Annotated in this window: 18 protein-coding genes; 10 read left to right on the top strand and 8 right to left on the bottom strand. The window is 69.0% G+C overall.

Features of this window, described 5'->3' with window-relative positions; all coding sequences use genetic code 11:
- Positions 1-6 precede the first annotated feature (6 nt).
- The 3 genes from nuoL to nuoN are packed head-to-tail and all read left to right on the top strand — an operon-like array spanning position 7 to position 5,134.
- Positions 7-1,902 (top strand): NADH-quinone oxidoreductase subunit L, encoded by a 1,896-nt coding sequence (gene nuoL, locus OO70_RS38925; RefSeq protein WP_043682582.1) that lies wholly within the window; start codon positions 7-9, stop codon positions 1,900-1,902.
- Between the two features lie 5 nt (positions 1,903-1,907).
- The gene (locus OO70_RS38930) at positions 1,908-3,479 is read left to right on the top strand and encodes an NADH-quinone oxidoreductase subunit M (protein WP_043682585.1); all 1,572 of its coding nucleotides are present in this window, start codon (positions 1,908-1,910) and stop codon (positions 3,477-3,479) included.
- On the top strand, positions 3,476-5,134 hold the full coding sequence (gene nuoN / locus OO70_RS38935; RefSeq protein WP_043682588.1) for an NADH-quinone oxidoreductase subunit NuoN: 1,659 nt from the start codon (positions 3,476-3,478) through the stop codon (positions 5,132-5,134). The genes OO70_RS38930 and nuoN overlap by 4 nt, the downstream gene beginning before the upstream one ends.
- A 58-nt stretch (positions 5,135-5,192) precedes the next feature.
- Here the strand turns inward: nuoN and OO70_RS38940 are convergent, their stop codons facing one another.
- Positions 5,193-5,765, bottom strand: coding sequence for a hypothetical protein (locus OO70_RS38940; protein ID WP_043682591.1), 573 nt, complete (start codon positions 5,763-5,765; stop codon positions 5,193-5,195).
- Positions 5,766-6,020: 255 nt separating this feature from the next.
- On the opposite strand from OO70_RS38940, the gene recQ reads away from it, so the two are divergent.
- Positions 6,021-8,075, top strand: a complete 2,055-nt coding sequence (recQ, locus tag OO70_RS38945) for a DNA helicase RecQ (protein ID WP_043682594.1) — start codon at positions 6,021-6,023, stop codon at positions 8,073-8,075.
- Positions 8,076-8,156: 81 nt separating this feature from the next.
- On the opposite strand, the gene OO70_RS38950 is transcribed toward recQ, so the two are convergent.
- Both OO70_RS38950 and fahA read right to left on the bottom strand, forming a co-directional pair.
- Complete coding sequence (locus OO70_RS38950; protein ID WP_043682596.1) at positions 8,157-9,095, bottom strand: M56 family metallopeptidase; 939 nt, start codon at positions 9,093-9,095, stop codon at positions 8,157-8,159.
- Positions 9,096-9,293: 198 nt separating this feature from the next.
- On the bottom strand, positions 9,294-10,556 hold the full coding sequence (gene fahA / locus OO70_RS38955; protein WP_043682599.1) for a fumarylacetoacetase: 1,263 nt from the start codon (positions 10,554-10,556) through the stop codon (positions 9,294-9,296).
- 220 nt (positions 10,557-10,776) lie between these two features.
- Between fahA and OO70_RS38960 the strand changes: the two genes are divergently transcribed.
- Complete coding sequence (locus OO70_RS38960; protein ID WP_234337038.1) at positions 10,777-12,039, top strand: carboxylate--amine ligase; 1,263 nt, start codon at positions 10,777-10,779, stop codon at positions 12,037-12,039.
- 106 nt (positions 12,040-12,145) lie between these two features.
- Positions 12,146-13,348 (top strand): FAD-dependent oxidoreductase, encoded by a 1,203-nt coding sequence (locus OO70_RS38965; protein ID WP_043682601.1) that lies wholly within the window; start codon positions 12,146-12,148, stop codon positions 13,346-13,348.
- A gap of 54 nt (positions 13,349-13,402) precedes the next feature.
- Here OO70_RS38965 and OO70_RS38970 read toward each other — a convergent pair whose 3' ends face one another.
- Positions 13,403-14,089, bottom strand: a complete 687-nt coding sequence (locus OO70_RS38970; RefSeq protein WP_043682604.1) for a formylglycine-generating enzyme family protein — start codon at positions 14,087-14,089, stop codon at positions 13,403-13,405.
- Between the two features lie 896 nt (positions 14,090-14,985).
- Between OO70_RS38970 and OO70_RS38975 the strand changes: the two genes are divergently transcribed.
- Positions 14,986-15,258: a hypothetical protein gene (locus tag OO70_RS38975; RefSeq protein WP_043682607.1), complete on the top strand. Its 273-nt coding sequence runs from the start codon at positions 14,986-14,988 to the stop codon at positions 15,256-15,258.
- A 27-nt stretch (positions 15,259-15,285) separates the two neighbouring features.
- On the opposite strand, the gene OO70_RS38980 is transcribed toward OO70_RS38975, so the two are convergent.
- The 4 genes from OO70_RS38980 to OO70_RS38995 all read right to left on the bottom strand — a co-directional run bounded on the left by OO70_RS38980 (position 15,286) and on the right by OO70_RS38995 (position 19,696).
- On the bottom strand, positions 15,286-15,483 hold the full coding sequence (locus tag OO70_RS38980) for a DUF397 domain-containing protein (protein ID WP_043682608.1): 198 nt from the start codon (positions 15,481-15,483) through the stop codon (positions 15,286-15,288).
- On the bottom strand, positions 15,480-16,334 hold the full coding sequence (locus OO70_RS38985) for a helix-turn-helix domain-containing protein (protein WP_043682610.1): 855 nt from the start codon (positions 16,332-16,334) through the stop codon (positions 15,480-15,482). Before OO70_RS38985 ends, OO70_RS38980 begins: the two co-directional genes overlap by 4 nt.
- A gap of 129 nt (positions 16,335-16,463) precedes the next feature.
- Positions 16,464-17,615 carry a glycoside hydrolase family 53 protein gene (locus tag OO70_RS38990; RefSeq protein WP_043682613.1) on the bottom strand — a complete coding sequence of 384 codons (1,152 nt, stop codon included), beginning with the start codon at positions 17,613-17,615 and terminating at the stop codon, positions 16,464-16,466.
- A gap of 80 nt (positions 17,616-17,695) precedes the next feature.
- Positions 17,696-19,696 carry a beta-galactosidase gene (locus OO70_RS38995; RefSeq protein WP_043682615.1) on the bottom strand — a complete coding sequence of 667 codons (2,001 nt, stop codon included), beginning with the start codon at positions 19,694-19,696 and terminating at the stop codon, positions 17,696-17,698.
- Between the two features lie 222 nt (positions 19,697-19,918).
- On the opposite strand from OO70_RS38995, the gene OO70_RS39000 reads away from it, so the two are divergent.
- From OO70_RS39000 to OO70_RS39010, 3 genes are read left to right on the top strand one after another with little or no spacing between them, the layout of a single operon-like run.
- The gene (locus tag OO70_RS39000) at positions 19,919-21,253 is read left to right on the top strand and encodes an ABC transporter substrate-binding protein (RefSeq protein ID WP_043682617.1); all 1,335 of its coding nucleotides are present in this window, start codon (positions 19,919-19,921) and stop codon (positions 21,251-21,253) included.
- A complete protein-coding gene (locus OO70_RS39005; protein ID WP_043682619.1) occupies positions 21,250-22,236 on the top strand; it encodes a carbohydrate ABC transporter permease in 987 nt (328 codons plus the stop codon). The genes OO70_RS39000 and OO70_RS39005 overlap by 4 nt, the downstream gene beginning before the upstream one ends.
- Positions 22,233-23,099: a carbohydrate ABC transporter permease gene (locus tag OO70_RS39010; protein ID WP_043682621.1), complete on the top strand. Its 867-nt coding sequence runs from the start codon at positions 22,233-22,235 to the stop codon at positions 23,097-23,099. Before OO70_RS39005 ends, OO70_RS39010 begins: the two co-directional genes overlap by 4 nt.
- Positions 23,100-23,124 lie beyond the last annotated feature (25 nt).

Below are 23,124 nucleotides of genomic sequence, written 5' to 3' on the forward strand. Positions count from 1 at the left end.
TGAATCGTGGAGAACCTGATTGCGCTGCTGGTAGCGGCGCCTCTGCTCGGAGCGGTCGTACTGCTGTGCGGCGGTCGGCGGCTCGATGCCGTCGGCCACTGGATCGGCACAGCGCTGTCGTCCGCCTCCTTCGTGATCGGTGTCGTGCTCTTCACCGACCTGCTGGGGAAGAACGCCGAGCACCGGACGCTCATGCAGCACCTGTGGACCTGGGTCCCCGTCGAGGGCTTCCAGGCGGACGTCACCTTCCGCCTCGACCAGCTGTCGATGACCTTCGTCCTGCTGATCACCGGTGTCGGCTCGCTGATCCACCTGTACTCGGTCGGGTACATGGAGCACGACGAGCGCCGCCGCCGCTTCTTCGGCTATCTGAACCTGTTCCTCGCGGCGATGCTGATCCTCGTCCTCGCCGACAACTACCTGCTGCTGTACGTCGGTTGGGAGGGCGTCGGTCTCGCCTCCTACCTGCTGATCGGCTTCTGGCAGCACAAGCCCAGCGCGGCGACCGCCGCGAAGAAGGCCTTCCTGGTCAACCGGGTCGGCGACATGGGCCTGTCGATCGCCATCATGCTGATGTTCACGACGTTCGGGACCTTCGCCTTCGGCCCGGTCCTCAGCCACGTCGGTGACGCCTCCGAGGGCAAGCTCACGGGCATCGCCCTGATGCTGCTGCTCGCCGCCTGCGGCAAGTCCGCCCAGGTGCCGCTGCAGTCCTGGCTCGGCGACGCGATGGAGGGCCCGACCCCGGTCTCGGCCCTCATCCACGCGGCGACCATGGTGACCGCGGGCGTGTACCTGATCGTCCGCTCCGGAGCGATCTTCAACGCGGCGCCGGACGCGCAACTCGTCGTCACCGTCGTCGGTGCCGTCACGCTCCTCTTCGGTGCGATCGTCGGTTGCGCGAAGGACGACATCAAGAAGGCCCTCGCGGGCTCGACCATGTCGCAGATCGGCTACATGGTGCTCGCCGCGGGCCTCGGCCCCATCGGCTACGTCTTCGCGATCATGCACCTGGTGACGCACGGCTTCTTCAAGGCCGGGCTCTTCCTCGGCGCCGGCTCCGTCATGCACGGCATGAACGACGAGGTCGACATGAGGAAGTACGGCGGCCTCAGGAAGTACATGCCGGTCACCTTCATCACCTTCGGCCTCGGCTACCTCGCCATCATCGGCTTCCCGGGCCTGTCCGGCTTCTTCTCCAAGGACAAGATCATCGAGGCGGCCTTCGCCAAGGGCGGCACCGAGGGCTGGATCCTCGGCGGCGCGGCCCTGCTGGGCGCGGCCATCACGGCGTTCTACATGACGCGCGTGATGCTGATGACCTTCTTCGGCGAGAAGCGCTGGCAGCCCGACGAGAACGGCCACGAGCCGCACCCGCACGAGTCCCCGAGGACGATGACGATCCCGATGATCGTGCTGGCCTTCGGATCGGTCTTCGCCGGCGGCATCTTCGGCATCGGCGACCGCTTCCTGCACTGGCTGGAGCCCATCACCGGCCACGAGGAGGGCAACTCCCCGGTCAGCGCCCTGACGGTCACCCTGGCCACCATGGTGGTGCTCGTCGTCGGCGTCGGGATCGCCTGGGCGCAGTACGGCCGCCGCCCGGTCCCGGCCGTCGCCCCGCGCGGCTCACTGCTCACCCGGGCCGCCCGCCGCGACCTCCTCCAGGACGACTTCAACCACGTCGTCCTGGTGCGCGGCGGCGAGCACCTCACCCGCTCCCTGGTCTACGTCGACCACACCCTGGTCGACGGCGTCGTCAACGGCACGGCGGCCTCCATGGGCGGCCTCTCCGGAAGGCTGCGCAAGCTGCAGAACGGCTACGCGCGGTCGTACGCGGTCTCGATGTTCGGCGGTGCGGCCATCCTCGTCGCCGCGACCCTGCTGATGAGGGCGGTCTGATACCGATGTCCTTTCCCCTCCTGACAGCGACGGCGGCGCTCCCGGCCCTCGGGGCGGTCGCCACGGCCGCCGTCCCGGCCGCCCGGCGCACCGCCGCGAAATGGCTGGCGCTGTTCGTCTCGCTGGCGACGCTCGCGCTGGGCATCGTCGTCCTGGTGCGGTTCGACCCGGGCGGCGACCGCTATCAACTCACCGAGTCCCACGCCTGGATCGCCGACTTCGGGGTCCGCTACGAGCTGGGTGTGGACGGCATCGCGGTCGCGCTCATCGCGCTCACCGCCCTGCTGATCCCGTTCATCATCCTCGCGGGCTGGCACGACGCCGACCCCCTGGAGACGGGCAACAAGCGCTGGCGGCCCACCCAGGGCTTCTTCGCCCTCATCCTTGCGGTGGAGGCGATGGTGATCATCTCCTTCGAGGCCACCGACGTCTTCCTCTTCTACATCTTCTTCGAAGCCATGCTGATCCCGATGTACTTCCTCATCGGCGGCTTCGGGGACAGCGCGCACGAGCACGGCGACGAGGCGGCGGCCACCCAACGGTCGTACGCAGCCGTCAAGTTCCTGCTCTACAACCTGGTCGGCGGGCTCATCATGCTGGCGGCCGTGATCGGCCTCTACGTAGTGGCCGGGAACTTCTCGCTCGCGGAGATCGCGCAGGCACGGGCCAACGGTTCGCTGCACATGGCGACCAACACCGAACGCTGGCTGTTCCTGGGCTTCTTCTTCGCCTTCGCGGTGAAGGCGCCCCTGTGGCCGCTGCACACCTGGCTGCCCAACGCGATGGGCGAGGCGACCGCACCGGTCGCCGTGCTGATCACGGCGGTCGTCGACAAGGTGGGCACGTTCGCGATGCTCCGTTTCTGCCTCCAGCTGTTCCCGGAGGCGAGCAAGTGGGCGACGCCCGTCATCCTGGTCCTCGCCCTGATCAGCATCATCTACGGGGCGTTGCTCGCGGTCGGGCAGCGGGACATCAAGCGGTTGGTGGCGTACGCGTCGATCTCGCACTTCGGGTTCATCGTGCTGGGCATCTTCGCGATGACCAGCCAGGGCCAGTCCGGCGCGACGCTCTACATGGTCAACCACGGTATTTCCACGGCCGCGTTGATGCTGGTCGCCGGCTTCCTGATCTCGCGGCGCGGCTCGCGTCTGATCGCCGACTACGGAGGGGTGCAGAAAGTGGCCCCGGTGCTTGCGGGCACCTTCCTGATCGGCAGCCTCGCGACCCTGTCGCTGCCGGGGCTCGCGCCCTTCGTGAGTGAATTCCTGGTCCTGGTCGGCACGTTCACGCGCTACCCGGCCATCGGGATCATCGCCACCTTCGGCATCGTCCTGGCCGCGCTCTACACCCTCGTCCTCTACCAGCGGACGATGACCGGCCCGGTGAAGCCCGAGGTCGCCGCGATGCCGGACCTGCGACCGCGTGAACTCCTGGTCGTCGCCCCGCTGATCGTGCTGTTGATCTTCCTGGGCGTCTACCCGAAGCCTGTCACGGACATCGTGAACCCGGCGGTCAAACAGACCATGTCCGACGTACACAAGAAGGATCCCAAGCCCTCGGTGGAGGCGGCCAAGTGAGCGCAACAGCCGTCCACAGCCTGTGGACAACGGCGGCCGGTGCGGCCGACCCGATCGCGAAGATCCCCGCACCGAAGATCGAGTACGCGCAATTGTCGCCCACCTTGATCATCCTCGGTGCGGCGCTCATCGGGGTGCTGGTCGAGGCGTTCGTCCCGCGCAAGTCCCGTTACTACGCCCAGGTGTTCGTGTCCGCCGTAGCGCTCTGTGCCGCCTTCGCGGCGGTCGTGGCGCTCGCGGCGGACGGGTACGGCACCACCAAGGCGCACATCGCGGCGATGGGCGCGATCGCGGTCGACGGACCTGCCCTGTTCCTCCAGGGCGTGATCCTGCTGTCCGGACTGGTCGGCCTGTTCACCTTCGCGGAGCGGCGGCTCGACCCCGAGGCGCACGGCAACCGGGTCGACTCCTTCGCCGCGCAGGGCGCGTCCGTGCCGGGCAGCGACAGCGAGAAGGCCGCGGTCAAGGCCGGGTTCACCACCACGGAGGTGTTCCCGCTCCTGCTCTTCGCGGTCGCCGGCATGCTCGTCTTCCCGTCCGCCAACGACCTGTTGACCCTGTTCGTGGCCCTGGAAGTCTTCTCGCTCCCGCTCTACCTGCTGTGCGCCCTGGCCCGCCGCAAGCGGCTCCTGTCGCAGGAGGCCGCGGTCAAGTACTTCCTCCTGGGCGCCTTCGCCTCCGCGTTCACCCTGTTCGGCATCGCACTGCTCTACGGCTACTCGGGCTCGATGTCGTACGCCACGATCGCGCAGGTCGTCGACGGCTCGATCACCAACATCAACCCGGCCCTCGCCGACACCATGGGCAACGACGCGCTGCTGCTCATCGGCGGCGCGATGATCGTCATGGGCCTGCTCTTCAAGGTGGGCGCGGTCCCGTTCCACATGTGGACGCCCGACGTCTACCAGGGCGCGCCCACCCCGGTCACCGGCTTCATGGCCGCCGCGACCAAGGTGGCCGCCTTCGGAGCACTGCTCCGGCTGCTCTACGTGGTGCTGCCGGGCCTGCGCTGGGACTGGCGGCCCGTCATGTGGGGCGTGGCGATCATCACCATGCTGGGCGGCGCGATCGTCGCGATCACCCAGACCGACATCAAGCGGCTCCTGGCGTACTCGTCGATCGCGCACGCGGGCTTCATCCTCGCGGGTGTCATCGCGACCACCCGGGACGGCGTCTCGTCCGTCCTCTTCTACCTGGGCGCCTACTCGTTCGTGACGATCGGCGCCTTCGCGGTCGTCACCCTCGTACGGGACGCGGGCGGCGAGGCGACGCACCTGTCGAAGTGGGCGGGGCTCGGGCGGAGGTCGCCGCTGGTCGCGGCCGTGTTCGCGGTGTTCCTGCTGTCCTTCGCGGGCATTCCGCTGACGGCCGGCTTCGCGGGGAAGTTCGCCGTGTTCAAGGCGGCGGCGGCCGGCGGCGCGGCCCCGCTGGTCGTGGTCGGTGTGCTCTCCTCCGCCATCGCGGCGTTCTTCTACATCCGCGTGATCGTGCTCATGTTCTTCAGCGAGCCGAGGCCCGACGGCCCCACCGTCGCGGTCCCCTCCCCGCTGACCATGGCGACGATCGGGGTGGCCGTCGCGGCCACGCTCGTCCTCGGTGTGGCCCCGCAGTACTTCCTGGACCTGGCGAACCAGGCGGGAGTCTTCGTCCGCTGAGCGCAGCGCGAAGGCCCCGGTTCCCTCGAAGGGAGCCGGGGCCTTCACGTATGCGCGGTCAGACCGTCGGGCAGACGACCTCGGGGTTCCACGCAGCGAACAGGCCCGCGGAGTTGGGCTTGTAGATCCAGGCGTGAAGGGTGAAGTAGCCGGGCAGCTGGCCACTCTGGAAGGTCTGCCCGAACAGCGTCGGCGCGGCCTGGCCCGTGTCCTTCACCACCCACTCCACCGCGACCAGCTTGCGCCCGTCGGTGAACTCGGAACCGTCCGCGTAGTCGCTCTTGAACCCGTCCGCGTACAGCAGGGCCGCCGGTTTCGCCGGATCGAGTGAGTCGATGTTCGCCGGGTTGACGTAGTGGTAGCCCATGCCGCCCTCGGTCGGGTCGGCGACACAGACGTCGGTGCGTGCGTAGCCGCCGCCCGCCGCGAAGCCCTCGTACCCGTACTTCGAGGTGGCCTGGTACGTCTTGCTGAGCGTGGTCCACACGGACGGGTCGGGGTCGGACGCGGCGTGGGCCGGGGCGGCGGTCAGCGCGAAGGCCGCGGCCGTCGCCACCGCGACGGCGGCCTTGACGGCGCCCGGCAGGTGTCGGGAGGACGGGGGCCGAGGGGACAGTGGCCGAGGGGACATGGTGGGGCTCCTTGGACTTCGTGAGGCGTCCGCACACACGGCGCGCCGTCCGTTCGGTGGCGTGACGGACCTCCCCCGTCCCGCCCGAGCAGCATGTCCCGGCCGTATCGGTCGCGCCATGTGACGACAGCCATTCGACTGACCACACCCCGTCACCGTCACCAGCCTGTGGATAACTCCGACGCTGTCAGCGCGGAGCCCTATCGTGGACGCAGTGGTCGAGGGACGACGTACGGGGGACGAGCGATGCACGGGATGGGCGGGACGGTTGTGACGACCGAAGTACGGACGCCGACGGCACACGGCGAGAGCGAGGCACTGGCCACGCTCCACCGCGTCTTCGGCTACGACAGCTTCCGCGGCGCGCAGGAAGAGGTCATCGAGCATGTGGTGGCCGGCGGTGACGCCGTGGTCCTCATGCCGACCGGTGGCGGCAAGTCGTTGTGCTACCAGATTCCGTCCCTGGTCAGAGCGGGCACGGGAGTCGTCGTCTCGCCGCTGATCGCGCTCATGCAGGACCAGGTGGACGCGCTGCGGGCGCTCGGTGTGCGCGCCGGGTTCATGAACTCCACGCAGGACTTCGACGAGCGGCGCGTGGTCGAGGCGGAGTTCCTGGCCGGCGAGCTGGACCTGATCTATCTCGCGCCGGAGCGGCTGCGGCTCGAGTCCACCCTGGACCTGCTGTCGCGCGGCAAGATCTCGGTGTTCGCGATCGACGAGGCGCACTGTGTGTCCTCGTGGGGCCACGACTTCCGCCCCGACTACCTGTCCCTGTCCCTGCTGGGCGAGCGCTGGCCCGACGTCCCGCGGATCGCCCTCACGGCGACGGCCACGGACGCGACGCACCAGGAGATCACCCAGCGGCTGAAGATGCCGGACGCCCGGCACTTCGTGGCGAGCTTCGACCGGCCCAACATCCAGTACCGGATCGTGCCGAAGGCCGACCCCAAGAAGCAGCTGCTGAACTTCCTCCGCGAGGAGCACGCGGGCGACGCGGGCATCGTGTACTGCCTGTCGCGCAAGTCCGTGGAGGCGACCGCCGAGTTCCTGTCCCGCAACGGCATCGAGGCGGTGCCGTACCACGCGGGCCTCGACTCGGGCACGCGCGCGGCGCACCAGTCCAGGTTCCTGCGCGAGGACGGGCTGATCGTCGTCGCGACCATCGCCTTCGGCATGGGCATCGACAAGCCGGACGTACGGTTCGTCGCCCACCTCGACCTGCCCAAGTCGGTGGAGGGCTACTACCAGGAGACGGGGCGTGCGGGGCGTGACGGATCACCCTCCACGGCCTGGATGGCGTACGGCCTGAACGACGTCATACAGCAGCGCAAGATGATCCAGTCCAGCGAGGGCGACGAGGCGTTCCGCCGCCGGGCCGCCGCCCACCTGGAGGCCATGCTCGCGCTCTGCGAGACCGCGCAGTGCCGGCGCGGTCAACTGCTCGCCTACTTCGGCCAGGACCCGGACGCGGCGGCCTGCGGCAACTGCGACACCTGCCTGACCCCGCCGGAGACCTGGGACGGCACGGTCGCCGCGCAGAAGGTGCTGTCGACGGTGGTGCGGCTGCAGCGGGAGCGGGGCCAGAAGTTCGGCGCCGTGCAGATCGTCGACATCCTCATGGGGCGGCGCACGGCCAAGGTGATCCAGTTCGACCACGACCAGCTGTCCGTGTTCGGCATCGGCGAGGACCTCGCCGAGGGTGAATGGCGGGGCGTCGTACGGCAGTTGCTGGCACAGGGGCTGCTCGCGGTCGAGGGGGAGTACGGCACGCTGGTGCTCACCGAGGCGAGCGGCACCGTGCTGCGGCGCGAGCGGGAGGTACCGCTGCGCAAGGAGCCGAAGAAGCCGGCGGGTGCGCGGTCGGGATCGTCGTCCTCGGGCCGGGGCGAACGCAAGGCCAAGGCCGCGGCGGTCGAACTGCCCGAGGCGCTGCAGCCCGCCTTCGAGGCCCTGCGCGCGTGGCGTGCGGAACAGGCCCGTGAGCAGGGGGTTCCGGCGTACGTCATCTTCCATGACGCCACGCTTCGGGAGATTACGACGGTGTGGCCCACGTCGGTGGGGCAGTTGGGGGAGATCAGCGGGGTCGGCGAGAAGAAGCTGGCGACGTACGGGGAGGGCGTGATCGGGGTGCTGGCGGGGCTGGGCGAGGCTCCGGCCGTGGCGCCGGTGCCGGTGCCGGTGCCCGTGCCCGTGCCCGTGCAGGCGCAGGCGTCGGCACCCGCTCCTGGCCGGGCGGCGAAGGACGTTGACCCCGGCGCGGACTACTGGCCGGAGATGGATGCGGAGCCGGAGCCCGAGGACTGGATATAGGGGTCGGGACCGGGACTGCGAGTGGGACGGGGGCGCAGGGAGCCGGTATTGCCCTCGCCCAGGGCCGTCAGCCCCGGACCCTCAGCTCAGGGCCGTGAGCCCTGGCGCGAACACGATCAGCAGGGGCAGCAAGGGGACCAGTGCCGCCACCGTCGTCGTCAGGGCGCGGCGTCGGCGGCCCAGCCTCGGGCGGGGGTCCAGGAGGCGGTCGACGCGTTCGCCGAGGAGGCGGTGGCTGGAGGCGCAGGAGAGGACGCCTCGGTGGTTGTTCAGCTCGATCAGTGCCAACGCCGTGGTCAGGTGGCCGCATTGGCGGGAGGCGGTGTCGTCGGCGGCCAACTCGACCAGGCGGTGGGTCTGGTCGCAGAAGTGGGCGAACAGGGGGACGTGCGGGAAGCCGGAGGCCAGCGCCGTCGACAGGTGCAGCAGCCAGTCGTGGTGGGCGCGGGCGTGACCGCGTTCGTGGGTGAGGACCGCGTCGAGCTGGTGGCCGGTGAGGCGGTGCAGGGCGCCGGTCGTCACGACCAGTTGGGGTGGGTGGCCGGGCATCCACCAGGCGTCCGGGTACTCGTCCTCCAGGACGAGCAGGGGACCCCGTGCGGCGGGCAGGCCGGCGGGCAGGTCGGGGGCGCGCTCGCGCAGATGTGCGCGGGCCTGGCCGCGACGGCGGCGGACCTCGGCGAGTTCGCGGGCGAGCATCGCGGTGGTCCAGGCGGCGCCGCAGGCGAGTGACAGCGTGAGGGCGACCGCCCAGACGGGGGCGGCGGAGAGGTCGTAGGCCGCGGTGACGGCCGGGGGAGCGGGGGCGAAGACATGGTCACGGACGGTGTGGAAGACGGCGGCGGCGCCCAGCACGAGGGCGGCCAGACAGCACAGCAGGACGGTCGCGACCAGGCACTGCCACGCCCACAGGCCGACCACGGGTTCCCGCTCCGGCCACACGGCCCGGGTCAGCGCGCGCGGAGCCGGAACGGCGGCCGAGAGGGCGACGACGCTCAGCAGGAGCAGGCAGACAGTCATGCCACGGGCTCCGGATCCTGGTCAGCGGAACGAACAGAAGGAACGGGAAGAACGGGAGCAACAGAACGTGCGGGTGCGGCTGTACCCGCGGGCGGGGCCACGACGTGTGTGTCGCCCGCCGTCAGTATGACTGCACGGGCGGTCGGAGTCAGGTGTACGGCGAGCACCGGACCTGCCCCGCCCGCCGCACCCCTCACGTCAGTCCCGCGCCACGATCCGCCCGGTGACCTCACCGAGCCCCACTCGCGTGCCATCCGCCCCCGGCGCCCACGCCGACAGGGTCACGACATCCCCGTCCTCCAGGAACGTCCGCTTTCCGTCCGGGAGTTCGAGGGCGTCCCGGCCGTTCCAGGTCAGTTCCAGCAGCGAACCGCGCTCATGTTCGGCAGGCCCGCTGACCGTGCCCGAGCCGTACAGGTCGCCGGTGCGCAGGGAGGCGCCGTTGACGGTCATCTGGGCGAGTTGCTGCGCGGCCGTCCAGTACATGGTGGAGAACGGCGGCTCGGAGACCGTGTGGCCGTTGATCGCGACGGAGATGCGGAGGTCGTAGCCGCCGGGTTCCTCGGCCGAGTCGTCGAGGTAGGGAAGGAGTTCGTGCGTGCGCTCGGGCGGCGCCACCCGCGACTCCTCCAGCGCGTCCAGCGGAGTGATCCACGCCGACACCGACGTGGCGAAGGACTTGCCGAGGAACGGGCCGAGGGGGACGTACTCCCAGGCCTGGATGTCGCGTGCCGACCAGTCGTTCAGGAGGCACAGGCCGAAGACGTGCTCGCGGAAGTCGGCGAGCGCCACCGGCTCGCCCATCGTCGACGGCGTCCCGACCACGAAGCCGACCTCCGCCTCGATGTCCAGGCGGATCGACGGGCCGAAGACGGGCGCGGGGTCGGCGGGGGCCTTGTGCTGGCCGGACGGGCGTACGACATCCGTGCCCGAGACCACGATCGTGCCGGAGCGGCCGTGGTAACCGATGGGCAGGTGCTTCCAGTTGGGGGTCAGCGAGTCGGGGGCGTCGGGGCGGAAGATGCGGCCGACGTTCCGGGCGTGGTTCTCGGAGGCGTAGAAGTCGACGTAGTCCGCGACCTCGAAGGGGAGGTGCAGGGTCACCGCGGAGAGTGGGTGGAAGTAGGGCGCGATCGTCTCCTGGTGGGACGGCACCGTCACCCACGCGGTCAGCGCGCGCCGGACGTCCGACCAGGCCGTGTGGCCGGCGGCGAGCAGCGGGTTGAGGGTGGGGTGCGCGAGGAGGGAGACGTACGGCGAGCCGAGCGCGGCGGCGGCGGCGCCCGCGTCGAGCACGTGGTCGCCGAGCCGGACGCCGACGGTCCGCCGGTCCGAACCGGCCGGGGAACCGGTCGAGGAACCGGTCGAGGAACCGGTCGAGGAACCGGTCGGGGAGAAGACGCCGTACGGAAGGTTGTGCGGGCCGAAGGGGTCGCCCTCGGGAAGGTCGAAGGGGGGCATGGGTACTGCCTCACTCTCGTGCGTACTCGTGCGATCCGTATGTCAGGTGATGGCGTATCGCCGCGCCAAACGTTACGGGTGAGTTGCACGTCTCGGCAGTGTCTAAAGAGTTCGCAATGTCCGAATAGGTCTTGTCGGAAGCGGCAATTCCGGCTTAGCGTCCTTTGGGGGACACGGACGGGGTGGGTCCGGTCCGTAGGGGGGACACGTGGGGGGACCCGTGGCCAAAAGCACCGGCAGCGTGCCTTTCGAGGCCGACCGCCAAGTGCCGGGCCTGATCGTGAAGTTCGGCGACTATCCGCTGCATCACGGAGGCGTGGGCGCGATCCGCAGTCTGGGGCGCCTCGGCGTGCCGATGTATGCGATTACGGAGGACCGTTACACGCCCGCGGCCGCGTCCCGTTACCTGGAGCGCGCGTTCGTGTGGCCGACGACCGGCACGGAGGAACCCGGGCGACTCGTGGAGGGTCTGCTGCGCATCGGGCGCCGAATCGGCCGTCCCACGGTCCTCATACCCACGGACGAAGAGGCCGCCGTCCTGATCGCGGAGCACCAGGACGCGCTCGGCGACCGCTTCCTCTTCCCGCGCGTGGAGCGGGAGTTGCCGCGCCGGCTCGCGAGCAAGCAGGGACTGCACGAACTCTGTGTGGAACACGGCATACCCAGCCCCACTGCCGCCTTCCCGCAGTCGTACGACGACATCGTCGACTTCGCGGAGAAGGCCCGCTTCCCGATCGTGGCCAAGAACAGGGAGGCGTTCGTACGGCGCTCTCAGCCGGCGGTGAACGGTACGACGAAGATCACCACCCGCGAGGGGCTGCTCACGCTCGCCCGTGACTGGGGCGAGCACCCCGGCGTGATCCTCCAGGAGTACCTGCCGAGGGAGGACGCCGAGGACTGGATCGTGCACGCCTACTTCGACCAGGACTCCACCCCGCTCGCCATGTTCACCGGCGTCAAGGTGCGCTCCTGGCCGCCGCACGCGGGCATGACGGCAAATGCGTATGTCGTGGACAATCCGGAACTCGCGGACCTTGCCGCGCGTTTCATCAAACAGATCGGCTTCACCGGAATCATCGACCTCGACCTGCGCTTCGACCGGCGCGACGGTCAGTACAAACTGCTCGACTTCAACCCCCGTATGGGCGCCCAGTTCCGGCTCTTCGAGAACGAGTCGGGGGTGGACGTCGTCCGCGCCATGCACCTCGACCTGACCGGCCGCACCGTCCCGGAGGGGGAACAGCGCGCCGGACACCGGTACATCGTGGAGAACATCGACCTGCCCGCCCTCCTCGCCTACCGCCGCAGCGGCTATACGACGCCGCACGCGCCGGCGAGGGCGACCGGGACGGAGCTGGCCTGGCTCGCGGGTGACGACCTGCGGCCGTTCTTCACGATGCTCGCCCGCTTCGTGCGGCCGGGCGCTAGGCATCTTTACCAGCTGTGGCGTACCAATCGGCGTGGCAGCAGCACCAGTAGCTAGCGGCTAGTAGCTAGTGGCAAGTAGCTGGCAGTGGTCAGTGACCTCTGGCCGCAGTACCAGCAGCTTCAGCACGAAGTGACGAATTGACGTCCTGGGGAGGGACTTCGTGATTCAACCGGTAGCAGTCATCGGTGCCGGGCCGTTCGGCCTTTCCACCGCCGCGCATCTGAGGGCGCGCGGCATCCCGGTCCGTGTCTTCGGCGAGCCCATGGTCAGTTGGCGTGACCACATGCCCGCCGGGATGCTTCTGAAGTCGACCCCCGCCGCCTCCAACTTCGACGCCCCGCAGCCCGGCCACAACCTCGTCGACTACTGCGACGCGGCCGGCATCCCCCGCCTGGTCACCGACGAGGACATCATCCCGGTGGAGACCTTCATCGGCTACGGCGAGTGGTTCCAGCAGAAGCTGGTGCCCGAGCTGGAGCGGGTGCGGGTCGTGTCCGTCGACCGGAACAAGGGCGGTGGCTTCGAAATCAAGCTGGACTCGGGGGAGTTGTTCACGGCGCGGGCGGTGGTCGTGGCGACCGGACTCTCCGGCCTCGCCAACCTTCCGCCCGAGCTGGCGGCAGCGGCGGCCGACGGCCCGGTACCCACCGGTCCCGTCTCGCACAGTTCCCAGCACCATGACCTGAGCGGGTTCAAGGGCAAGGAGCTGATCGTCGTCGGCGCCGGGCAGTCCGCGCTGGAGACGGCGGCGCTCGCGGCGGAGGCGGGGGCGAGTGTGCGGATCGTCTCGCGCGGGCGGGGGCGGGTCGCCTTCGGTGCGGCGCCATGGGAGCAGCCGAAGCTGCGTCCCGAGTCGCCGTTCGGGCGGGCGTGGTCGCTGTGGGCGTTGAGTTACTACCCGCAGCCGTACCGCTATTTGCCCGAGCAGACCCGGCACTACCTGGTTCGCCGGGTGCTCGGTCCGCTGGGTGCGTGGTGGCTGCGTGAGCGGTTCGAGGGGAAGGTTCAGGTCAGCGAGGTCGATCGGATCGTACGGGCGGAAGTGGCCAACGGCAGCCCCGAGTTGACCGTCGCCACGCTCGGCGGCGGGACCCAGCGACTCGCCGCCGATCACGTCATCTCGGCGACGGGGTACCGGGTGGACATCGCGGCGATGGACTTCCTGGGGCATGAGTTGCGGACCCAACTCGCGGTGAGCCGGGGTACGCCGAAGCTCGGGGCCGGGTATGTGTCGTCCGTGCCGGGGGTGTACTTCACGGGGCTGCCGGCCGCGTCGTCGTACGGGCCGGTGATGCGGTTCGTGTGCGGGACGGAGTTCGCTTCGCCGCGGTTGGCGAAGCATCTGGCGGCGGCGCACGGGTAGTTGGGCCGGGCGGACGGTTCGGGCGGACGGTCTGGGCTGACGGTTCGGGCGGGCTCAGGTGATCATGGAACGGGCGACGCGGAAGCCCACGTCGTCCACGCGGAACGTCGGGTGGCTTCGGCGCCGTACCGAAGCGCGGCAGCTCCAGTGCTCGTCGAACCATCCGCCGCCGCGCAGTACCCGGTAGGTGCCGTAGACCTCCGGGTCGTAGAGGTCCCAGCACCATTCCCACACGTTGCCCATCATGTCGTGCAGGCCCCACGGGTTGGGCAGTCGGCCGCCCGGTTCGTGGGGGCGTTCCTCGGAGTTGCCGCGGTGCCAGGCGATGTCGTCGAGCGGTCCGTAGCGGGGGCCGCTCGTGCCGGCCCGGCACGCGTACTCCCACTCGGCCTCGGTGGGGAGGCGGTAGCCGTCGGCGGAGGGGTTCTGTCGTACGACGGCCTCGCCGTGGGCGTCGACGTCGTACGCGGGTGTCAACTTCTCTTGTTGTGAGAGGGAGTTGCAGAAGTGCACGGCGTCCTGCCACGACACGGTCTCCACGGGGAGGCGGTCGCTGCCCTGTGCGGTGCTGGGCCGCTCGCCGGTGACCTTGGCGTACTGCTCCTGTGTGACGGGGAAGGTGCCGAGGTGGAAGGGGGCGAGGTCGACTGTCCAACTGCGTTCTGTGCGGCGGTCGGAGAGGGTAACCTGGCCGGGCGGGACGGGGATGAGGTCGAGGTCGATGTGCGGGGTCGTGCCCATGCGTTACGTCAGCTCCGTAGCTCCGTGAGCATCGGCCGTAGGTGGGCCGCGAGTTGGGGATCCGAGTAGGTCGGCTCCGTTGCCGTGGCGAGGTTGGCTTGTGGGTTGCGGTGGTCGGCGGTCGGCCGTGGGTGGGTCGCCTGCGGTTTGGTGGTGGGTCGGGGCCGCGTCGGGGGGTGTCCGTCCTCGGAACGGCGCGGAATCGGTCTTCTACCAACTCGGCCGTGTTGACGCGCCAACCGCTGCGGGCGGACACCCCCCGACACGGCCCCTTCTCGCCGTACGCGGCCGACTGGCCGCTGGGGTGCCGAAGAGTCGTTGCCGTCCAACGCGTCGGCCACCTCGCCGCGCACGGCCGACACGATGTCCGTGTCCGACCAGCGGTCATCGTCGCCGTGCGTGGTGTCGGCCTGGTCTGTGGGGCAGGGCACGGTCCGCTCTAGGCGAGCCAACGGGCGCTGTGCCGGTGGCGTCCAGTCTCGATCTCGATGTCCGTCGCCAGTCCCGTTCGCACCAGATGCAGCTGACGTCTTGTCGTTTGACGAGCGCGCCGCTCCTCAATGTAGGCGAGAGCCGCCACCGTCCCTCCGCGCGTATTGCTGTGGGCGAAGGAGTACACGGCAACAGATCGTCGTACCTCCTGTGGCAACGGGCGCCACCCCTCCAGCGTGGCGGAGCGCAGGCGCTCGGAGCTATAGCGAAGCTCCCGCACCTGGACGGCTCTCCACGGGCTCCCGGGACGGAAAGCCGCCTGCGGAGATTGGGCAGCGTTGTGGCGAATGTGGTGGGCACTTCTGGCCATGACTCCACTCCTACCGGAGGGATCCACCGTGCCGCCATCGGGTTTTCCTCGATCGATACGGCAGCGGTCTGATCGCCGTGCATAGGGTTCGCCCGTGGATGACGAGATCACGGCCACGGTCGGCCACCAGTTGTACTCGTTCGACGGTCGGATACTGGAGATCTTCGGCAACTACCCCAAACGCTTCCATATCCGGCACATGCGCCTGAGCGTCACCGGCCCCGACCGGAAGGGGAGGCGGATCGTGGAGATCGACGCTGTGGGGACGCGCGTCACCATGACTTACACGGCCGTGGAGTGGGAGGCGCCCGGCCTGGCCGCGCTGCTGGAAACGGTGCAGGCGGCCATCGCGCAACTCTCCGAGTAGAGAAGCGCGTTGAGGTGAGCGGGTGGGTCAGGCTTCGGACGCGTACGTCACGAAGTTCGTCCAAGTGGTTGGCGTGACGGCGAACCGGGGGCCCTGGGCGTTGTTGTGCTTGGAGTCGCGGATGTGGATCGTGGCGGGGGTGGTGGCCACTTCGACGCAGGAGTCACCCTCGGAGCCACTGCTGTAGCTGCTCTTGAACCAGGCCAGTTCGGGCTCGCGGATCATGTTTCCCCCAGCAGTTGCTCGATGAAGGCTGTTGACTCACGCGGGGTGAGAGCCTGAGCCCGGATGATGCCATACCGCAGTTCCAGGATACGTAGTTGCCTGGGCTCCGAGACCGGTCGGCCGTTCGCCACGACCGGCGAGCGTCCCACCGCCGAGCCGTCGGCGAACTTCAGCACATCGATTCCGCCGTCGACTCCCGCGTGCTCCTCGCGGTCCATCGGCATTACCTGAAGCTCGACGTTCCTCAACTGGCCTGTCTCCAGGAGATGTTCCAGCTGTCGGCGCAGCAATGCCTTCCCTCCGAGCGGACGCCGGAGTGTCCACTCCTCCAAGACGAAGCCGAGTTCGGGTCCGGGGTCCCGCTTGAAGATCGCCTTGCGTGCCAGACGCGCAGCGATGTACCGCTCCACCTCGTCCCCGGTGTACGCGGGGCGCCTCATCAGAAGAAGGGTGCGTGCGTACTCCGGCGTCTGGAGCAATCCGTGGATGCTCAGGGGATCGTAGAGCTGAAGTTCGACCGCCTGTGCTTCCATCTTCGCCAGCGCCCGCACCTTCTTGGGGTACCGAACCTTGGCGGTGTCCTCCTTCATCGCCGAGATCAGCCCGTCCGCCCGCAACACCTCCTCGGACTTGTCCAGATACTCGGGCCGCGGGATCCGCTTCCCGCCCTCGATCTTGTAGACCAGGTCCTCGCCGTACCCCACCGCCACCGCGAAGTCCGGGACCCGCATCCCCACCGCCTCGCGCCGCAGCCTCAACTGCCGCCCGACCGTCGCGAGGACCGCCAACCCCCACTCGTCGTCCGGGTCGACCTCCCAACCCGGCTCGTCCACCTCGTTGTCCACGCTCATCCCGTGCTCCTCCGACGTACGGCCATGCCGCACACGCCCCTACCCGTACAGCACTTGCCGGCAGTCCGGACAGCACCGGACAAGCACTGGACAAGTCACCGTACGGGTTGGACTCGTCACGCGGAGGCGTTACGACCGGTAGCGGCCCAGCGTCCTCAACGCCGGCAGCGCCTTGTCCTCGAAGTCGAACAGCGCCAGGTTCTCCCACGCGTTCCCGGACGTCGGGTCGGTCGGGTCCCAGCCGTCGCCTTTGCGGTACGTCCACACGCCTTCCCAGTAGCAGTAGCCCAGCCCCTTACCCCCGGGCACATCCACCATCAGGTCCGCCACCGTCCGCAGCCACGCCGCCTGCCCCGCCGGGGTCGCCGGGTACCCCTCCGTGAGCTGCGAGGGGTCGTACATGATGTCGTTCGTCGCGTCCTCGCTCTCCAGCGTGAACGGGTACGCCGTCTCCGCGATCAGCACCGGCTTGTCGTAACGCGCCGCCAGATCCGCCAAGTTGGCCGCCGCTGCCGCCGGCGCGCCGTGCCAGAACGGGTAGTACGACTGGGCGATGATGTCGAAGTCGACCCCGTCGGCCACCACGTTGTCGTACCACCAGCGCGACGTGCCGTTGTCGCCGCCCGAGGCGATGTGGAGCATCGTGCGGATGCGGGGGGTGGTGTCGCGCGCCGCCGTCAGACCCGCCTTCAGGAAGGCCGTGAGGTTGCCCCAACCTCCCGCGTCGTCACCCCAGTTCTTGCCGGTGGGCCAGAGCAGGCCGCCGTTGATCTCGTTGCCGATCTGGACCAGGTCGGCCGGGGTGCCCTGGCGGCGCAACGCGCCCAGTACGTCGGCCGTGTGGTCGTAGACCGCCCTCGTCAGGCCCGCCACGTCCAGGTCGGCCCAGGCCGCCGGCTTCGTCTGGTGGGACGGGTCGGCCCACGTGTCGGAGTAGTGGAAGTCGACCCAGATGCCGATACCCGCCCGGCGCAACCGCTTCGCCAGCGGCAGGATGTGCTGCTTGTTGTTGTAGCCGTCGGCCGGGTTCACCCAGACCTTGAGGCGGGCGTGGGTGACGCCCGCGTCCGCCAGGATGCGGATGGGGTCGTCCCGGCGGCCGTTCGCGTGGCGGTACACCGCGCCGTACGCCTCGTCCTTGGGGAGCGACGAGATGTCCATTCCCCGGATCTCCAGACAGCGCCGGTCCGCGGCCGTCGCGGGCGCCGCACCCAACACCGGCACTGCAAGCGCGGCTGCACCGACCGCACCGGCCGCCGTAAGAACACTGCGTCTGCGCATAACGAAGTTCCCTTTCCATGACAGCAATTCAGAGCAATTGGCAGCGGTGGCGGAACTAAGCTGCCGTGCAACGGAGTTGGTCAGCGCGGGTCCCGGAAGACCTCCACCCCGCCCGCCGGTACCGCCGCCCACCCCCCGTCCGGCAGTACCACCTTCACCTCGCCCCCGGTGTGGTTCACCGCGAAGCGGAACGTCCCCGACTCGCCTTCCCGTACGACGAGTTCGACATCGCGGGGAAGATCGACCGGCGTGATGCCCGCGTCCGCGAGGGCGAGGTCCACCACGGCAGCCAGGTCGGCGCCGGTAAGCCGCGTCGCCAAGTACCAGGCCGCCCCCGACCCCACCGCATGCCGGGTCAGCGCCGCCCCTCCCGCCGTACGGCCGTCCGCGAAGACCGCGACCGTCTCGCAGCCCGCACCCGGAAGCACGACCTCCGACCACAGATCCGCCGTGTACGACGAACCGTCCGCACCCCGCACCGACACCGTCTCGCCCGGCAGCAACGGGTCGAACTCCTCGACGGTCAGGCCGAGTACGTCCCGCAGCGCTCCGGGATACGCGCCCGCGTGCAACGTGTCGTTCTCGTCGACGATCCCGGAGAAGAAGGAGACCAGCAGCGTGCCGCCCCGCGACACGTACCGCTCCAGATCCGCGCCCACCCCGACCGGCGCCGAGTACAACTGCGGTACCACCAGCAGTGGATATCGGGACGGGTCCAGGTCACCGAGTCCCGTCGGCGGCAGGAAGTCCACCGTCAAGTGCCGGTCGTACAGGGCCTCGTAGAACGCGTCCAACCGTTCCCGCGCGTCCAAGTCCTGGCTCGGCCGCCACTCCAGGCTCTGCGCCCACCACGAGTCCCACGACCACACCATCGCCACGTCACCCCGGGTCCGTGTGCCCCGTAGATCAGCGAGGCCCGCGATGCGTCGGCCGAGGTCCGTGACCTCGCGCCAACCCCGGTTCTCCGTACCCGAGTTCGCCAGCATCGCCGTATGGAACTTCTCCGCCCCCGACTGCGACTGGCGCCACTGGAAGAACATCGCGCCCTCGGAGCCGCGCGCCACGTGCCCGAGTGAGTTGCGGGCCATCTCGCCGGGGCGCTTCGCCGGGTTGTACGGCTGCCAGTTGACCCCGGACGTGGCGTGTTCCAGCAGTAGCCACGGGCCGCCGCCCGCCACCGAGCGCGTCAAGTCGGCTGCCAGCGCCAGGTTTACGTGCGTGCGGCGGCCGTCGGTCATCAGGTAGTGGTCGTTGGTGACGAGGTCGACCTCCTTGGCCCAGGCCCAGTAGTCGACGGTCTGGCCCTGGCTCGGCGCGACCATGAAGTTGGTGGTGACGGGGACGCCGGGGGAGAGGCGGTGCAGGATGTCGCGCTCGGCCACGAAGTTGGCGCGGGCCTGCGCGTCGGCGAAGCGGTGGTAGTCGAGTTGCTGGGTGGGGTTGCACACGGACGGGGTCGCTCGGGGCGGAGTGATCTCCTCCCAGTCGCCGTACTGCTGGCCCCAAAAGGCCGTTCCCCAGGCCTGGTTGAGGGCGTCGAGGGTGTCGTGGCGCTCGCGCAGCCAGTCGCGGAAAGCCGCCGCGCACACATCGCAGTAGCAGGCGAGCACCGGGGCGCCGTACTCGTTGTGGACGTGCCACAACACCACCGCCGGGTGGTTGCCGTAGCGCTCGGCCAGCACCCGCGTGATCGTCGTCGCCGCCGCACGGTAGTCGGGGTTCGAGTGGCAGATCGCGCCGCGCGAGCCGAAGGCCAGGCGGACGCCCTCGCGCGTCACCGGGAGCGCGTCGGGGTGTGCGCGGTAGAACCATGCCGGCGGCACCACCGTGGGCGTGCCGAGGTTCACCGAGATCCCGGCCGTGTGCAGCAGGCCGATCACCTTGTCCAGCCACTCCCAGTCGTACTCGCCGGGGCGCGGCTCGAGACGGGCCCAGGAGAAGACGCCCAGGGAGACCGCCGTGACACCGGCCTCCCGCATCAGCCGTACGTCCTCCTCCCAGACCTCCTGCGGCCACTGCTCGGGGTTGTAGTCACCTCCGAAGGCGAGCGGCAGACGGTCGTGCGGGGCGGGGGACGGCATGGGTTCACTCCCGGGGATCGGCGACCAAAAAGTAAGTGATTCTGTGATCGTGCACATGGATGGTTGCGGCGTCCATCCGTCAGCAACAAGTAGGTAACCCCACGGTTCATCCATTGACAAGGGTCCGAAACAATTCTCTACTGTGCACGGTCACAGAGCCGTGCAGAGCATGCGGGACCTCCGATGGGACATCGGGGACCGGCTCGCACTCAGTCAGGGGAGATGAAGATGTCGATCCACCGCCACCAGTTCAGCAGGCGCAGCATTCTTGCCGGGGCAGCAGCCGTAGGCCTCACGGGCACCCTCGCCGCCTGTGGCGGTTCCGACGACGACTCCGGCAAGAGCAGCGGGCCCGTCAAGCTGACCTACTGGACCTGGGCGCCGAACATGGAGAAGGTCGCCGCGATCTGGAACAAGAAGAACCCGGACATCACGGTCACCGTCTCGAAGCAGGCGGCCGGCAAGGACATCGTCTCCAAGCTGATCACCGCGAAGAAGGCGGGCAACGCCCCCGACCTCATCCAGGTCGAGTACCAGTCGCTGCCGACGCTGGTCTCGAACGACGTGCTCGCGGACATCTCGAAGTACGCGAAGTCCGCCAAGTCCCAGTTCGCCGAGGGCCTTTGGGGCATGGTCACGCTCGGCACCGACGCGGTCTACGCGATACCGCAGGACTCCGGGCCGCTGATGTTCTTCTACCGCGAGGACCTGTTCAAGCAGCACAACCTGACCGTCCCCGCCACCTGGGACGACTTCGCCAAGACCGCCCGCGCCGCCAAGAAGGCACTTCCGAACGCCTACTTGACGACGTTCTCGTCCAACGACCCCGGTCTGTTCGCCGGGTTGGCGCAGCAGGCCGGCGCCAAGTGGTGGACCGTGGGCGACGGCGGCAAGTGGACCGTGGGCATCGACGACGCGGCCACCAAGAAGGTCGCGGACTTCTGGGGCGGTCTGGTCCAGGAAGGCGTGATCGAGAACCAGCCGATGTACACGCCGGCCTGGAACAACGCCCTGAACAAGGGCACCAACATCGCCTGGGTCTCCGCCGTGTGGGCGCCCGGTGTGCTGGTCAGCTCGGCCCCCGACACCAAGGGCAAGTGGCGGATGGCGCCGCTGCCGCAGTGGAGCGCGGGCGAGAGCGTCACCGGCAGCTGGGGCGGCTCCTCCACCGGTGTCTCCACCGACTCCAAGCACGCCGAGGCCGCGGCCAAGTTCGCGAACTGGCTGAACACCGACCCGGAGGCGCTCGCCGCCCTGGTCAAGGAGGTCGCCATCTATCCGGCGGCCACGAAGGGCCAGTCCGGCTCGGTGCTCACGCCGCCCGCGTTCTTCCCGAACCAGACCGACTTCTACGACACGGCCGCGAAGATCGCCGCCACCACGGCCGCCTCCGCCTGGGGCCCGAACGTCCAGGTCGCCTACGACACCTTCAGCAACGCCTTCGGCACGGCCACCAAGGCGAAGAAGGCGGCGCAGTTCGACACCGCGCTCGCCACCATGCAGTCGGCGACCTTCACCGACATGAAGAAGCAGGGCTTCAAGGTGACCGAGGCATGACCAGCACTCCGCTCAAGGGCTCCGACCTGACGGCCGGGCCCTTGGCGGACGGCACCGCCACCTCCGTCCGCCCCCGCCGCATCCGCCGCCGTGGCCGCAGCGCGCCGTACTGGTTCCTCGTACCGGCCGTGCTCCTGTTCGCCGCCTTCACCGTCGTGCCCATCGGGTACGCGGTGTGGCTCAGTCTCCACAAGGTCCAGGTCAAGGGCCTCGGCCTCGGCAAGGGCGCCCGCGAGCAGGTGTGGAACGGCATCGGCAACTACACCGACGTCCTGAACGACTCCGAGTTCGGCCACAGCGTCCTGCGCGCCTTCGGCTACGGCCTGATCGTCATCCCCACGATGCTCGGTCTCGCCCTGGTCTTCGCGCTGATGCTGGACACCCCGCAGGCGCGCAGCGCCAAGTTCGCCCGCCTCGCGATCTTCCTGCCGTACGCGGTCCCCGGCATCATCGCCGCCCTGATGTGGGGCTTCCTCTACCTGCCGACGGTCAGCCCCTTCTACTACCTCCTGCGCGAGTTCAACCTCCCGCAGCCCGACCTGTTCGACGGCGGCAACCTGTACCTGTCCTTCGCGAACATCGCGGTGTGGGGCGGCACCGGCTTCAACATGATCGTCATCTACACCGCCCTGCGCGCGATCCCGCAGGAGATCTACGAGGCCGCGAAGATCGACGGCGCCTCCGACCTGAAGATCGCCCTGCGGATCAAGATCCCGATCGTGCTGCCCTCGCTGGTGCTCACGTTCTTCTTCTCGGTCATCGCCACGCTCCAGGTCTTCACCGAGCCCATGGCGCTCAAGCCGCTGACCAACGGCATCTCCGGTTCCTGGAGTCCGCTGATGGCCATCTACGACGCCGCCTTCCTCAGGTCGGACATCTACGGCGCCTCCGCCACCGCCGTGGTGCTGGCCTTCGCGACCTTCGCGCTCTCCTTCACGCTGCTGCGCATCTCCGACCGCTACACCCGGGAGGACCGGGCATGACCCCCCTCACCCTCACCGCCACCGACAGCCGGCCCAAGCGCACCGCGTGGGTCCCCACCCTGGTGCTGATCCTCGGCTCGCTGTACTGCCTGATCCCCGTGGCCTGGGTGGTCATCGCGGCGAGCAAGGGCCGCGGCGAACTGTTCTCCACGTTCACCTTCGCCCCCGGCTCCGGCTTCCTCGACAACCTGAAGGACCTGAGCTCCTACCGCGACGGCATCTACTGGCAGTGGATGGTCAACTCCCTCTTCTACGCGGGCGGCGGCGCCCTTCTCTCCGCCGCGGTCTCGGCCGCCGGCGGCTACGCGCTGGGCCGATTCGCCTTCAAGGGCCGGGAGTTCGTCTTCAAACTGATGCTGGCCGGCGTCCTGGTCCCGAGCATCGTGCTGACGGTCCCGCAGTACCTGCTCCTCTCGAAGCTGGGCCTGGCCGACTCGTACTGGTCGATGCTCCTGCCGTCGATCCTCTCCCCCTACGGCGTCTACCTCGTCCGTATCTACGCGGCGGCCTCCGTACCCAACGAACTCCTCGAAGCCGCCCGCATGGACGGCGCGAGCGAGTGGCGGATCTTCTCGCGGATCGCGGTGCCGATGATGATGCCAGGGCTCATCACGGTGTTCCTGTTCCAGTTCGTCGGCATCTGGAACAACTTCCTGCTGCCGTACGTGATGCTCGCGGACGACAACAAGTTCCCGCTCACGCTGGGCCTTTACACCCTGCTCAACCAAGGCGCCTCCCAACCCGCGCTCTACACCCTGGTCATCATGGGCTGCTTCCTCGCGATCCTGCCGCTGATCGCGCTCTTCCTGGTGATCCAGCGGTTCTGGTCCCTGGACCTGCTGAGCGGCTCGGTCAAGGCGTGAGAGGTAAGTCCTGAGGTGTAAGTAC

Origin of the sequence: Streptomyces xylophagus, assembly GCF_000716435.1 — a bacterium.
GTDB lineage: Bacteria > Actinomycetota > Actinomycetes > Streptomycetales > Streptomycetaceae > Streptomyces > Streptomyces xylophagus.